The 14,001-nt window shown below is 63.6% G+C and carries 9 protein-coding genes and 1 pseudogene; 3 read left to right on the top strand and 7 right to left on the bottom strand.

Features of this window, described 5'->3' with window-relative positions; all coding sequences use genetic code 11:
• Positions 1–235: 235 nt before the first annotated feature.
• Positions 236–667, bottom strand: coding sequence for a hypothetical protein (locus tag QTH91_RS18840; protein ID WP_286661680.1), 432 nt, complete (start codon positions 665–667; stop codon positions 236–238).
• Positions 668–1,299: 632 nt separating this feature from the next.
• Here QTH91_RS18840 and QTH91_RS18835 point away from each other — a divergent pair.
• Both QTH91_RS18835 and QTH91_RS18830 read left to right on the top strand, forming a co-directional pair.
• The gene (locus QTH91_RS18835) at positions 1,300–1,509 is read left to right on the top strand and encodes a hypothetical protein (RefSeq protein ID WP_286661679.1); all 210 of its coding nucleotides are present in this window, start codon (positions 1,300–1,302) and stop codon (positions 1,507–1,509) included.
• 378 nt (positions 1,510–1,887) lie between these two features.
• Positions 1,888–3,542 (top strand): annotated as a pseudogene (locus tag QTH91_RS18830) (arylsulfatase).
• A 61-nt stretch (positions 3,543–3,603) separates the two neighbouring features.
• Here the strand turns inward: QTH91_RS18830 and QTH91_RS18825 are convergent.
• From QTH91_RS18825 to QTH91_RS18800, 6 genes are all read right to left on the bottom strand, one after another.
• Positions 3,604–4,161, bottom strand: coding sequence for an NUMOD4 domain-containing protein (locus tag QTH91_RS18825; protein WP_286661678.1), 558 nt, complete (start codon positions 4,159–4,161; stop codon positions 3,604–3,606).
• A gap of 593 nt (positions 4,162–4,754) precedes the next feature.
• A complete protein-coding gene (locus tag QTH91_RS18820; protein WP_286661677.1) occupies positions 4,755–5,375 on the bottom strand; it encodes a tyrosine-type recombinase/integrase in 621 nt (206 codons plus the stop codon).
• A 736-nt stretch (positions 5,376–6,111) separates the two neighbouring features.
• On the bottom strand, positions 6,112–10,113 hold the full coding sequence (locus QTH91_RS18815; RefSeq protein ID WP_286661676.1) for a DUF4365 domain-containing protein: 4,002 nt from the start codon (positions 10,111–10,113) through the stop codon (positions 6,112–6,114).
• A 73-nt stretch (positions 10,114–10,186) separates the two neighbouring features.
• On the bottom strand, positions 10,187–10,360 hold the full coding sequence (locus tag QTH91_RS18810) for a hypothetical protein (RefSeq protein ID WP_286661675.1): 174 nt from the start codon (positions 10,358–10,360) through the stop codon (positions 10,187–10,189).
• Positions 10,357–10,986 carry a hypothetical protein gene (locus QTH91_RS18805; RefSeq protein WP_286661674.1) on the bottom strand — a complete coding sequence of 210 codons (630 nt, stop codon included), beginning with the start codon at positions 10,984–10,986 and terminating at the stop codon, positions 10,357–10,359. The genes QTH91_RS18810 and QTH91_RS18805 overlap by 4 nt, the downstream gene beginning before the upstream one ends.
• A 775-nt stretch (positions 10,987–11,761) precedes the next feature.
• The gene (locus tag QTH91_RS18800) at positions 11,762–12,655 is read right to left on the bottom strand and encodes a LysR family transcriptional regulator (protein WP_286661673.1); all 894 of its coding nucleotides are present in this window, start codon (positions 12,653–12,655) and stop codon (positions 11,762–11,764) included.
• Between the two features lie 106 nt (positions 12,656–12,761).
• Between QTH91_RS18800 and QTH91_RS18795 the strand changes: the two genes are divergently transcribed.
• Complete coding sequence (locus QTH91_RS18795) at positions 12,762–13,997, top strand: NAD(P)/FAD-dependent oxidoreductase (RefSeq protein ID WP_286661672.1); 1,236 nt, start codon at positions 12,762–12,764, stop codon at positions 13,995–13,997.
• Positions 13,998–14,001 lie beyond the last annotated feature (4 nt).

Here is a 14,001-nt window from a genome sequence, read left to right as displayed (position 1 = left end):
TGGTCAGGCCTCTTACCCTTTGGGTAAGTGACAAGCCAGAGCTTAAGCAAGGCCAGCGCCGCAGCGTCCCGGACAAACGGGTTGAGGTACGGGCCATCGGTCAGTAGCATCGTGCTGAAGATGCTTTTCAAGTGAAGGCATGACCACTGCGCTAGACCTGAGGACTCACGCTGCCCTATATGAAGCGGGGCAGGCCGTGGCTCGCTTCAGGCTGGGGCTTGAGCCGGTTGGATTGTCAATAGTACCTATCATTAAGCCGGGCGTCGAAGAAGTATCGGCTAATCGGCGCTGCGACGTCGATATGGAAAGCGCGCGCGTCCAGATCGTGTGCCTCTTGGCCGGCAATGCTGCACAACAGGTAGCCGGGATCCCACGAGGCAAAACGGTACGCGTGGGAGACGACGACCTTGAGGAAGTGCACGCCATCGCAGACCTCTGGGGTTTGGAACGCGAACTGCGCTCGTGCAAGGCCAGGGCCACGCGAATGATGCGCGAGCCAACCAATGCCCAGGCTGTGTTCGCGATCGCCAATTGCTTGCTCGCCCGCGATGAAATTAGTGCCGAAATGACAGTGTTGCTCATTCATTACGCTGATGGGGATTGCTCTGATCCGCAGATGCTCGAGTCGTTGCTGAAACATGGCTGGCTTGATTTTGACGACAGCCATGTGAGCGTGCTGCGAACCATCATGCGCCAGTTGATCAGCACAGTCCTTTGGCGAACGCCCAGCTCAGGGTGAACCCATGCTCGCTTTTCGGCTCGAAGCTTGAGGGCGCCGGCTGGCATTCGATCGCTTGTGCAACACGATCCACGAGCCGCCGCCGACAACTGACCCATGCTGTCCAAACTCAAGGCGCACTTGTGGAGCGCTCGCTTGATCGTTGGGCCCGGTTTCGTCGGGGTAAAGCTCTCCTTGTTGCGGCGGATCTGGGTGAAGGTCTGAGGGCTGATCGCCCAATGAGTGCACTGCCCCTCGGCTAGGAGCGAGGCACAAGGTTTGCTTAGGCAACTACCTGCCTTTCCTACGGTGAGAGCTGGCTTTAAATTCGGTGTCGAGATCGTCGTGCTTGCCCAGGGCCACAGGCAATCGGCCTGCTTGCCAGCCTCCCGTATGCGGCGGCGCTGAATAGGACGCATTGGTTGCCTGCGAAGTGGGCGATCTGCTCTGGCTGGGCGATGCCGTCTTCGCTGATCCGATGGGGATCGCGCCTTGGTGCGGGCCGGGCCGCGCTCTTCATCATTGCCGAGGTGAAATAGGACCGGCGCGTCCACGCACTGAACCAACGCGAGAGACTCACCATGACGCACCATGTCATCAAGCTGTTCGAGCAACATGCCAAATTGCTAGACGTCCAGAGAAGCCACTGGGATCTGGATGATTCAATCTCAGAACTGGCCGCCTGGATTGACCTGACGCGCTTTAAGTTGACGGATGACGACATGGCAGTGCTTGTTCAGATCGGCGGCCTGCTGTATCGCGAGGCGCTGCGCCGCCGCGAAGATTGTTGACCCCAATGCCTCGGAGCGGGCCAGGCTTGACCGGGAGCATCGTTTCTTATCGTTGTAAGAATTCCCTTGGTATGACGGTGATCGCAGATTGCATCAATCCGCTCTTGATCACTCCCGAAGCGTTGCGTGCTGTCGCGGCAGACGCATCCTCACGTCTGCATGAGGTTGACGTCGTCGGCGCGTCGCCAGCGACTTTCAGTGCCTCGAACATATGAAGTCCATCTCCATGCGTAGGCGTCGTCCTACGTCGCATCACACGGACCAAACTTGAGGTTGCGCGCAAGTCATGTCGCGCTCAGATTGCGCACTTCACGTCGAAGCGAAATCCTTTTAGGAGAGAGCAGTATGGAGAAGCGATTCAAGTCTCGTTGGCAGGTGATGGGCTGTGTAGCGCTGACTGGCGCTTTGGTCTTCTTGGGGTCATCCCAGGTCTTTGGCCAAGCCAAGCCGCCTGCAGCCACCCCGGCTCAACCAAGCACCACTCAAGCTCCAAGCCAGGGCTTGCCGACAGCGCCTCAGACGTCCAAGCCCAACATCCTGGTGATCTTCGGCGACGACGTGGGGTCACCAACATCAGCGCCTATGGTGGTGGCGTGGTCGGCTACAAGACGCCCAACATCGACCGCATCGCCAAGGAAGGCTTGCGCTTCACCGACTATTGCGCCGAGAACAGTTGCACCGCTGGGCGTTCGACCTTCATCACGGGCCAGACGGCCAAGCGAACCGGCTTGAGCAAGGTGGGCCTGCCCGGTGCGCCCGTGGGCCTGCAAGCGCGCGACATCACCATTGCAGAAGCACTGAAGGCCCAGGGCTACGCCACCGGGCAGTTCGGCAAGAACCACCTAGGTGACCGCGACGAGTACCTGCCCACCAAGCACGGCTTCGACGAATTTCTGGGCAATCTCTACCACCTGAACGCCGAGGAAGAGCCCGAGCGCCCGTACTGGCCGAAGGACAAGAACGATCCGTTCGTCAAGAACTTCTCTCCGCGCGGCGTGATGCACGCATTTGCCGATGGCAAGACGGAAGACACCGGCCCGCTGACCCGCAAGCGCATGGAGACCATCGACGACGAGACCACCTCGGCCGCGATCGACTACATGAAGAGGCAGACGGCGGCTGGCAAGCCCTTCTTCACCTGGATGAACTTCACCCGCATGCACCTGTTCACCCATGTGCGCGAGTCGATGCGAGGTCAGGCGGGCATGCCCGGCAACGAGTATGCGGACGGCATGATCGAGATGGACAACAACGTCGGCAAGCTGCTGCAGGCAGTCGACGACCTGAAGATCTCGGACAACACGATCGTGATCTTCACGACCGACAACGGGCCGAATCAATTCAGCTGGCCCGATGCCGCGACCACGCCGTTCCGCAGCGAGAAAGATACCAACTGGGAAGGCGCCTTCCGCGTGCCGGCCATGGTGCGCTGGCCCGGCAAGGTCAAGCCCGGCGAGGTGACCAACGAGATGTTCTCGGGCCTCGACTGGTTCCCCACGCTGTTGGCTGCGGCGGGCGATACCGACGTCAAGGACAGGCTGTTGAAGGGCACCACGATCGGTTCCAAGACCGGCAAGGTCCACCTGGATGGCTACAACCAGCTCGACTTGTTGACCGGCAAGTCGCAAAAGGGCGCGCGTGACGAGTTCTTCTACTTCAACGACGATGCCGAGCTGGTCGCCATGCGCTTTGGCGACTGGAAGGCGGTGTTCTGCGAACAGCGGGCGCCGGGCGGCATGCAGGTCTGGGCCAACCCCTTCACCTGCCTGCGCTTGCCCAAGCTGTTCAACCTGCGCATGGACCCGTATGAGCGGGCGGACGTGGTCTCCGACCAGTACTACGACTTCCAGACCAAGAACGTCTACCTGACGATCATGGCGCAGACGAAGGCGGTCGAGCATCTGAAGACGTACGTCGAGTACCCGCCGAGCCAGTTGCCGGCCGAGTTCGGCATCAACGACGTGCAAAAGCAGATCAACGAAGAGATCGAACAGAAGCTGAGGAAGCCTGCTGCGCCGGCTGGCGGGAAGTAGGTTCAGAACACCCTGGGGCTTTGCGAGTGTCGATGACCGGCCCGCAAAGCCTCAGGGATGCTCAGCGCCGGCGCCGAGCCAGGGCCGGCCTCGATGCATCTCGCCAGGCTTTGCCGTTGCACACATTCGCGGCGGCCTCGACTCGGACATCGAGTGCGGTTGAGATCTCCGACAGAGTCATTCCGGCAAGCCGCAGTTCGTAGATGAGCTCGACCGTTTCGATGTCCAAATTCTTGGCGCGCTTGGGGCTGGTCAGGGCGGTGAAGCGGCCTGCTCCGAGGGCGCGCTTGAGGCTTGAGGCTTGGTCGCACCACATGAGATTCGACGCGGCGTTGTTGGAGCGATCAAAGTCCTTGTGAACGACCAGGGGCAGGTCCTTGGGGTTTCGAACAAAGTAGGTGGCTACGAGTCGGCTGATCAGGACATCCCTGTGGACACCGTCTCTAGCAAGATTAACGCGCAGGTGCCCCTTCCCGTTGGGTCGTCCCTTGAGGAGTTGCCCACCGATGGAACGAAAGCCCTTGTCACCGCGGCCTGGCACCTTTCGCGGCAGGCTTCTCACTCTCCCGAGATTCGAAACCTGGTAGTCGAACCCCGCGATGTTCTTCCACTTTTCCAACTAGGCCTCTTCCATGTCGAGCCATGGATCCCCCTACGGGCCCCGTGACATTTCATCTTGCTTCAAGGAGACGAATATGCCCAAGAGCAGTGCCCCGGCCAATAGCAGTCCATTTGATTGGAAAACTTCCGATCGGATAACCTCTTCTGTCCAGGATCGCATGAGCGCGCGCAAAGCGGAAGACTTGCGGCGCAAAGGTGCTGCGCGTGTGCAAAGCACCAAGGGCGACCTGCAGGGCAGCGGTGCCCCTTCGCGGTCAAGATTTGCTCGGACAAATAAGGCGACATCCCAAGGTCGTCATTCTCTGGATGCCTCTTGGCTGGCTGGATCTTCGCGCCAACGTGGAACACTGGGCGGCAGGTTGCGCACATAGGCAAACAGCAAGTGATCGGGACGTAAAGGCCTCATCGCACGATGGCGCAAACAGCGGCGCGGACGAGTTGAAGTCAACTGATTCGAGCGACCCCTTTGGGCAGTCCAGTCAACACCGTCGCCTCACGCTTGTGCCTGAAGTCGAAGTCCGGTGGTCCAGATCAAGCGGCGGGTCAGCGCCCGCAAGCGGCGCTTCGGACGCCGCCTGCAGTCACCACGCACTAGACGTCGATCTGCTCAGCAATCTCCAATGCATCGTCGACCTCAATGCCGAGGTATCTGACTGTGCTTTCCAACTTGCTGTGGCCCAGCAAAATCTGGACCGCCCGCAGGTTCTTCGTCTTCTTGTAGATGAGTGAAGCCTTGGAGCGCCGCATCGAGTGCGTACCGTACTCCACGGTATCCAGGCCGATGTCTTCCACCCATCTATGAAGGATTCTCGCGTACTGGCGAGTGCCGAGATGTGCGGCCCCAGAGACCCGGCTCGGGAAGAGGAAATCGTCGGAGCGCAAATGCTTGCGCAGAATCCAGGCTTCGACGCTTTCGCGAGTCGTCTGCGTGATCTCGAACTGGACGGGTCGTTGCGTCTTGCTCTGCGTGACCATGGCACGGCTGGCAACCCGGTCGCCATGGCAGATGTCCCGAACGCGCAGTCCAACTAGGTCGCATCCCCGCAGCTTGCTGTCAAAGCCCAGATTGAACAGCGCCAGGTCGCGCACGCGCTTGTTCATTTGTAAGTGAGTGCGGATGGCCCAGATTTCCTTTGCCTTCAACGGTGCCTTCTGCCCGATTAGCTTTCCCTTGTTCCACGGGCAATGGCTCGAACCAGCTTGTGCTTGCATGATGCGCTCCTTCATTGACGGCCGGCGTCGACCGTCCCTCCGTCGTGGCCGCGGCCACCCACGACTGCACGCTGGAGCCTTCTCTCAGTTCAATCGTAGATCGCTGCGCGCAAATGAACGGCCTGCAGCGGAAGCGGTCTTCCAGGCCCAAAGACGCGAATGGCTGCAAGCTGCCGCTGTGCGGTCAAGGACTAGAGACGCCCCAGCAAATGGCTATCCCTGGAGTTCATGCAACTCACATTGAGCCTCGGTGAAGCTGAAAGACCTTGTCTACGTCGGCCAGCTGCGCTGTGATGACGAAAATCGGCGGAGGCGTGATCCATAGGTCAACCACCAGCGCGATTGCTCGATTGCTCTGCGGGGGCCTCGCTGAGCAACTGAGCCGTTTGGTACATGGATGTGGAGTACGCCGGCTTCAGCAGCGACGACTACACCATCGAGATCTATTGCCAGGAGGACCAGGCCGAAATGATCGCAAGGCGCCTGGTATGCCTCGCCGCGGAAGACCGAAAGCGGGCGAGAATCGAGTCGCCGTTGCCTCCGCAGAAGCCAGGCCGCAGGACAATCCTGACCTGTAGAAGGGCGACAGGCGTCAACGGGTCGGAAGCAGACATGTCATAAGAGAGCGGAACTCATCAGGGCCGTGTTCGCGGCTTCCGTCCACGACGCGGTTCACGCTGGCGGGTATTGCTCGCCGACGCAGGTGATTGCGCTCGCCGCGCGTGGCGCACGCATATCAACGGCGTCCTACCAAATAGGCCCGGGAGTAGGCCACCCAAGCGTCCGTCCCGGGATCGAGGCCCATCATCAGCCGCTCTCCAAAGCTCGAGGGCAGGGCCGCGCCTTCTCGCGCCGCCCGCTTGTCCAGGGCTCCGGCCTCGCGAGCGACGCGAGCGAGCGCGATGGCGTAGTCCTTCGGCTCAGGAGCGCCATGCACTGCCTCGACCACACCGAAATAGATGTTCCACAACCTGCGCGCAGCCGCGATCGGCAGTTTGTCGACGGCCACCGCCTGCAACGCGATCTGCGCCGCCAACATCAGCGCGGGCAGGGGCATGTCCGGCCGGGCGGTGGCATGGTCGATCCATATCGCGGCGTAGGCGCCGATGGCGACGTCGGGCACGGCAGGGTCCTGGACCAAAATCCGCACGACGCGGCCGACGTGATTGAGCGCGCCCATGAAGTTCGTCCCCGGCCCCCAGATGCCACCGGCGATCGACATGAATGGCCCGACTTCGCGAAGCAAGGCGGCAGCTTTCGCCACCCGCGGCGCCTGGCGAACCGATTGGGGGACGAGCGCCAAGTGGTGGCGAAGCTGAATCTGAACGCCAACGCGCCAGTCGCAGAGCTGCGCGAGCTTCGTGGCGACCTCCTCGGTCGTCAACAGCCCAAGCTCCTCGAGGCCGCACAGCAGGTCCAAGGTGCACATGCTGTCGGCCCCAAACCTCTCCTCCAAGATCCACATCCGTAGCAGCGCGTCATCGGAGTAGAGGATGTAGTCGCCGGAGCTGGTGAGGCTTTGCAGCTCGCGCGACGAGTTTGGAAGATGTCGATCCTCTTCCGACTGCGCTCCCCGAGGCTGCAAAATCTGCGCGAGACGCGGCCGCAACCGATTTTGCAGGTCGAGGCACCGCTCGCGGAAGATGCTCCCCGAGAACGCCTGGGACATCTTCATCAGTTCCCCCAGAGTGGCCTGCGGAATGGCGATTTTCGGGAAGAAGTCGAAGACCTTCTCGAGCACGCCGAGGTCGTTGAGCAAGAAGAGCGTGATCAAGTCGAACAGCGGTGTTCTCGACCTGAATGTCTCGGCAGGCCGCTGCTCCCACGGCTGGCCGATCATGTTCAGGTGAAACTTCTTCTCTTCGGGCGTCGACCGCTTCGCCAGCTCCCACAGGTGCGTCACATCCTGCACGTTGCCGAGCGCCAATCTGGGGCGCCATGCGAATGGCAATGGCAACTCGCCGCTTTGGAGCTTAGCTTCGAGCTGCGCGCGTTGCTGCTCCCGCTCCTCGGTGAGCCCGATGGCTGTCTTCATGGAGCGCAGCATCTCCTCGGCTCCGGCTCCGGCTCCGGCTCCGGCTCCGGCTCCGGCTCCGGCTCCGGCGCCGGCTGGCAGCTCGACTCGTCGGAGGACTTTGGACTGAGGGAACCGATCGAAGAACGCGTTCGCCCTGGCTTGGAACTCCTCTTTGCGCGCGTCGCTCAGCACCGCAGTCTCGAAGCTGGTCGCCGTGATGACCATGCAAAGGAACATCCCCTCCTCCACCTCGTCGTCCGGGGAGGCGAGCGCGCCCATGCGGAACGCGAGATCGACGAGACGGGGGCTGGTGGGGCTCGCATGCTGCTCGAGGTTGAACAGCATGCGCACGCACTCGACGCGCCGCTCCTTGGCCTGCGCTCGCTCCAAAATCATCTCGGCGGCGCTCTTGGCCTTCTCCACGAACCCCCAGCGGACCATGATGTTCACGTAGGTGTTCAAGGCAAGGCCGTCCTCGATGCCGCCCTCCAGCATTCCCTCCAAGAGAGCGCGCGCCTCGTCGGAGCGGCCCAGCTGGTCCAAGGCGAGCGCGTGGAACGCCTTGATCCGCCCGGTGACGTCGAATTCCAGGCCCGCCTCCTCGCACAAGGCGAGCAGTGGGCCCCAGCGCTCCAAAGTGGCCAACGCGACGCTGATCCTCACGGCGATCATGGGTGAGAGGCGAACGGTCGAGCGCAGGCGGTCCGCCACGTCCAGGAACCTCTCGGCCTGGTCCTTGGAACCCGCGTCCAATTCCTGAAAAAGGAGCAGCGTGGTCGGTTTCGGATGCCCAAGCTGCTCGTCGATCCGGGCGAGCGCGTCCAAAGGCTCGGCGCTTTGCAGCTGGTTCTTGCGTCGCGCGAGCAGGTAGTCCAAGGTCGCGGCGTGTGCCTGCTCCTCGCGGTTCTCCTTGTGAAGAATCGCGCGCCAAGCCTCCACCAGGTCATCCCGAGCCATCACGTCGGCCGACATCGCCGCCAGCACCAAGGCGGGCGCGAAGAGCTGATGGGATTGGCTGACGCTGTCGATGTTCGCGACCATGAGCTCCACGCAGTCGCGATGCTTGCCCAGCTCGTGCAAGAAAGACACGCGGCGAAGGATCTTCATGTCGCCGTCGGGTAGGCGGCCATTCGCCTCCAACGCGGCTTCGAAGTCGCCGCATTGGGCGGCGAGCGTCTCGGCCGCCGACTGAAGTTCGGCTTGCTGGGGGCGCTGGCGGGCCGCGGCGAGCACCCGCGCGAGGATTTGCTCTTGCTTGCCGAGCATGCTCGCCGCGGCGATCCAAAAATCAATCACGAACTCGGCGTTGGAGATCCATCTGATCTCCTCGACAGCGGCGACGGCTTCTTCGATGTCTGCCCACGCTTGCCGCAGCGCCGCCGCGTCCACGCCCATCGGGCCGGAAGGAGGGAGGACCTCGTCCTCCGACTCTGGACCTTTCGACTCCTCGACGCACGCGCCCTTCAGCGCGATGTTGAAGCGCGCTCGCGCGCGCAAGATCAAGAACAGCAGCCTCGTCGACTCGCGCTTCTCCTCCAGGGCAATGCCTTGGATGCACGCCTGCAGCGCCTCTTCGGGCTTCGAGAACATCGTCTGGACCACTGCGCGCGCCGCAAGGCTTTCCGCGCCTTCGAACGTGTCCAGAAGAGCGATCGCTGCGGCGTGCTTGCGGCTGGCCGCGAGCAGGCGAGCCTTCACCCCAAGCAGGGCCGGGTCCGGGTCCTCCGGCAGGGCGGCGAGAACATCTGAATAATCCTGCCCTTGATCGGTCCGGAACCGGCGGCGCATCTCGCTTTCCGCCCACGCCGCCCAATATTTGGCCTGCGGCTGCGTCTCGGCGGCGGACTTGAAGGCGCTGGACGCGCCGACGTCGTCGCCGCGGATGAGGCGGCTGCGGCCGGTCAGATACCAGTGCTCCGCCTGTTCCAAGGCGGAGGCGGACTCGAGCCGCTCGGCCGCCTGGCCGAGCAGATCTGCGCACTTCTCGACGTTGCCCGCGTCGAGCGCGGCCTTCGCCTCCGTCAGCAGCCAGGCCAGGCTGCCGCGAGGAGGGTTCACCCACACGCCCGCTGCGGGCTCCGCAAGGGCTTGGGCGAAGACGATGCTGCGGGTTCCGATGTTTCGGGCGATCGCCTCGACCATCACTACGCGATCCTCCGAGCCCAGCGAAGGGTCCATGCCCGCCACGCTCGTCTCCAACGCGTGCCCCACTCGGGACAGGCGATGGCGCTTGCGGACCTCGTCGACTAGGTCCGTCGAGCGATCGATGACGTTGGCGGTCGGAACGCGAATCGCCGCCTCTTTCTGGTCCAGCGGGATGGACGCGATCTGGATGCGATCGAGCTCCTCGCGAACCCACACGTAGTGGAGCGGGCACGCGCGGGGCTCCTCAGGATCGACGCTCAGGTCGCACAGGACTAGCAACACAGGCTCGTCGGTGTTGTCGAACAAGCGCAATGTCGAGGTCGAAAGATTGATGGACAGGAAGCTTCCATCCGCGCTGCGCTTCGGCGAGCGGCTTCCCTTCAACTGGATGCGGAACGGGTGGACGACCTGCTGCTTGATGCTGATTTGCACTTGAAGATCGAAGCCGTAGTCGTTGACTCCGCCAAGCTCCGTCAGGTGCCAGCCCTTCGGTCGGTTCGCGCGCAAACAGTCGTAGGCGTCCTCTCCGATTTCTTGCGAGTCGCCGGTCTGCGGCAGACCCTTGTCGTGTGGCATGCGGTTGCGTCCCTGATGAATTCAAAAGCTCAACGAATGACCCGCTCGTCAACGCGCGGGCGCTAGCCCCTCGTCACGACACCCACAGCGCGATCGCCGAACGGAGCGCAGGATGGGCGCCCGCGAAGCTCGCGGCGGCGAAGATGGCTGCTACAAGAACGATGCGGAGGTCGCGCGACACCAACGCGAGCAGGCGGTGGCCGTCGCTCTTGAAGCACTCGTAGGGGTTGCGGCCGCGGGGCGTCATTTCGCGGCTCCTTTCTTCGCCGCCGCCTTAGGGGCCGCGGCGGCCTTGGACGCAGCCTTGGCCGCGGCGGCCGCCTTCTCCTCCGCCGCCTTCATGGCCTCCTGGTGCGCGGGCCAATCGCCGGCCGCACCGACGTCGGCGACTCGCTCTACGAAGCGGCCGTAAAGATCGACCTGCACCAAGCCATTGGCGCGCATCATCTCGACGGCGACGTTCGGGTTGAGCAGCAGAATGAAGTGGAACTCGCCGGAGGGGCCCTTCTTGGTGCGGACGAAGCCCAGCTCGCGTAGCCTACGCATGCGCTTGCGCCAGGTATCCACCGCCCGTTCGCCGGTGAAGCCGGCCTCCGCGGCGAAGGTGGCGGGGTTCTCCACTGTGACCAGCGGGTTGTCCGGCGCACGCGCCCAGAGGCAGAACAGGGAGTGGCCCGCGGGCGCGCCCTTCGAGGTGTCGTCGATGGCCTGCATGGCGATCGGCAGGGTGCGGGGCACGGTTGTGAAGCCGTCGTTGCTCTTGCGCCGCCACAGGAGCGTCTCGGTGACGTCGGGGAAGTGCAGCGCCAGCTGCTGCTGCGCGCGCTCCGACATCTTCAAACGGCGACTTTGGGATTGCTTCGAGTTGGCCATGTTGGCGTCCAGTTCCGATGCTCGAAGTCTGAGGCCGCCGAGCCGGCACTGCAACGATTCTATTGGCATCCTCTCCGATGAACTCAGGGGGCTGAATATGATGTATGCAGCCACTCAGGACACGCCAGGCAGCGCCAATATAGGGCAGCGAGTCCACGCGAAATCGTGTAGCCCTTTGCCGAAAAGTCATTGCAACTCAACGACTTACCACTTCCCGGCGTGCTCACCGTTCTTACGTGCTGCTGTGCTGCGGTGCTGCGGTGCTGCCGGTAGGGTTCGCAAAGGGAAGGGCTCGGGGTGGCCGGAGAGGGCGTGTGTCAATGTTGGGAGGCTTCGCGCCGACAAAGGGATCTCGATCGTTGCCGGAGGCCTCCATTCGCGGGCAGGGGTGTCATGGCAAGGCCTCGGATCAGCGAGGAACTCACCATGGCGCTCAACCGGTAGGAATGTCCTCTTCCGGCCACTCGAAGACGCTCGCCGCCCACGCCGGTCAACGTCAGGTTTTGGCAACCGCCGTCATCGGACGGCCACACCTGGACTGTCCGCAGGCAGTTTTGAGCAGACCTGGCGGGCGAGTTCACCTTGCTTTTCCGCTACTTGACCTAAAGCGGTCGTGAGGTCCTGGCAACACCAAGGTCTGCAACCAGTCTGAAGCAGCCGACCGCCCATCACCGCGCCCGATCGCTGACGCCGACCGAACCAACCCGGCTACGCCATCCCATCCAAGCCCCCCAACCGGCAAGCACCAATCACCACCCAAGCCAGCAGCCCCACCTCACCGCCCCTTCGCCTGCCCCTTCAACAACTGCGCAAACGCCTGCGCCGCGGGCGACAGCGTCAGGCTCCGCCGCTGATACACAAAGAACTCCCGATTCAGCGCAGGCGTGCGCACCGGCAAGAACTGCACCCCGAAGTTGTCGGCAAACGTCCGCGCATAGTCCGGCACAAGCGCCACGCCCAACCCTGCGCCCACCAGCGCCAGCGCAGTGGTCAGGTAGCGCACTTCGGTGGCGGTCTGCATGGACAGCGACGCATCGTGCTCGTGCAGGCGCTGCTCCACATAGCGGCTGAAGTCGCCCGAATAGACCACCCAGCGCGCATCGCGCAGATCGCGCCACGACACCGACTGGCGTTGCGCCAGCGGGTGCGAGCGCGGGCACGCCAGGCGCATGGGCACATGCATGAGAAAGGTGCGCGTCACGTCTTCGCCGGTGGCGCGCTCCGGGCCGATGCCCAGTTCGGCGTCGCCGCGCCGCACGTTCGACACCACGTCGTCGGCCGATCCGTCGACGATGCGCAAGCCCACCGAAGGGTGCGCCTGCTCGAATCGCGCCAGCGCGCCGGCCACCCAGGTGCAGGCCATCAACTGCGGGGCCACTACGCGCAGCACGCCGCTCTTGAGCGTGCGCAGGTCGCTCGCGCCTTCTTCGATCTGGCGCAGGTCGTCGAGCATGCGGCGCGCCAGCGGCAGCAGTTGCCGGCCCGATTCGGTCAGCGTCACCGCGTTGCGCGTGCGGTCGAACACTTTCACGCCCAGCTCGTCTTCCATCTGCTGCACCAGCATGCTGACGGCCGACTGCGTGAGGTTCAACTGGCGTGCCGCCAGGGTAAAGCTGGCGGTGCGCGCCACCACCGAGAAGGCGCGCATCTGGCGAAGGGTGAGGTTCATGGCCGCACCATTGTGGCGCGATCAGACGGCCAGAATCAAAAAAGCTGATCCAAACATCAAATGAATTCGTTGGCGTGATGCTGATGGCGCCGACACAATGGGCCGCATGCATGTTGCCGTCATCGGTACTGGCATCGTTGGCACCTGCACCGCCGCCTGGCTGCAGCGCGACGGTCACCAGATCACCTTCTTCGATTCGCAAGAGCCCGGCGAGGCTTGTTCCTTCGGCAATGCCGGTTCCCTGTCGCCCAGCGCCTGTCTGCCGGTGGGCATGCCGGGCATGTGGAAGAAGGTGCCCGATTGGCTGCTCGACCCGCTGGGCCCACTCACGGTTCGCTGGCGCTATGCGCCGGCCGTGGTGCCTTGGCTGGTGCGCATGCTGCGGCATTCCACGCGGGATGAAGTCACGCGCATCGCCACCGCGCTGCGCAGCCTGCTCGAACCCATCTTCGCCTGCTACGACCCGCTGCTGGCGCAGGCCGGCGCGCAAGACCTGGTGCGCCGCACGGGTTGCCTCTATGTCTACTCGTCGCGCGAAAAGGCGGCCCAGTGGGCGTGGGGCATGAACCTGCGTCGCTCGCTCGGCGTGCAGATGGTCGACGTGGGCCAGGAAGAGCTCGAATCGCTCGAGCCTGACTTGAAAGGGCGCTTTCGCTTCGGCATCCGCGCGCCCGAAAACGGCTCCACGCTCGATCCGTCCGCGCTCGTCAAGGCGCTGCACGCGCATGCGATGGCGCAGGGCGCACGCTTCGTGCGCCAGGGCGTCACCGGCTTCGAGCGCCTCGGTCGTCAAGTCACCGCCGTGCGCACCGACGACGGCACTGCCACGCCGGTCGATGGCGTGGTCGTGGCCGCTGGCGCATGGTCGGCGCCGCTGGCGGCGCAGTTGGGCTCGCGCGTGCCGCTGGAAACGCAGCGCGGCTATCACGTCACGGTGCGCAGCTCCAACCTGCAGTTGCGCCACACGGTGATGGCGGTCGAAAACAACCTCATGGTCAATCCGATGGCGATGGGCCTTCGGCTGGCGGGCACGGTGGAGTTCGCGGGCCTGAAAGCGCCGCCCCGCTACGAGCGCGCTCAAGCGCTGCTGCGCCTGGGCCAGCAACTCTTCCCGCACCTGGACACCAGCGACACGACACAGTGGATGGGCCATCGCCCCTGCATGCCCGACAGCCTGCCGGTGATCGGCCGCGCCGGCGCGGCAGACAACGCCTGGCTGGCTTTCGGCCACGGCCACATGGGCATGTGCATGGGCGCCAGCACCGGCCGCGAGGTCGCGCACCTGGTGGCAGGGCGGCGTCCGCAGATCGACCTTGCGCCCTTCCGGCCCGATCGCTTCTGACGGA

Source organism: Variovorax dokdonensis, assembly GCF_030316895.1.
Taxonomy (GTDB): domain Bacteria; phylum Pseudomonadota; class Gammaproteobacteria; order Burkholderiales; family Burkholderiaceae_C; genus Variovorax; species Variovorax dokdonensis.
Note: the sequence above shows the minus strand (reverse complement) of the source record. Positions and strands in the feature narration are given on the sequence as shown.

Excerpts from the sequence above, each read along its gene's own strand:
- QTH91_RS18840 (WP_286661680.1), bottom strand. The coding sequence starts at position 667 with ATGGCTGTCGTCAAAATCAAGCCAGCCATGTTTCAGCAACGACTCGAG.
- QTH91_RS18835 (WP_286661679.1), top strand. The coding sequence starts at position 1,300 with ATGACGCACCATGTCATCAAGCTGTTCGAGCAACATGCCAAATTGCTA.
- QTH91_RS18820 (WP_286661677.1), bottom strand. The coding sequence starts at position 5,375 with ATGCAAGCACAAGCTGGTTCGAGCCATTGCCCGTGGAACAAGGGAAAG.
- QTH91_RS18815 (WP_286661676.1), bottom strand. The coding sequence starts at position 10,113 with ATGCCACACGACAAGGGTCTGCCGCAGACCGGCGACTCGCAAGAAATC.
- QTH91_RS18810 (WP_286661675.1), bottom strand. The coding sequence starts at position 10,360 with ATGACGCCCCGCGGCCGCAACCCCTACGAGTGCTTCAAGAGCGACGGC.
- QTH91_RS18805 (WP_286661674.1), bottom strand. The coding sequence starts at position 10,986 with ATGGCCAACTCGAAGCAATCCCAAAGTCGCCGTTTGAAGATGTCGGAG.
- QTH91_RS18800 (WP_286661673.1), bottom strand. The coding sequence starts at position 12,655 with ATGAACCTCACCCTTCGCCAGATGCGCGCCTTCTCGGTGGTGGCGCGC.
- QTH91_RS18795 (WP_286661672.1), top strand. The coding sequence starts at position 12,762 with ATGCATGTTGCCGTCATCGGTACTGGCATCGTTGGCACCTGCACCGCC.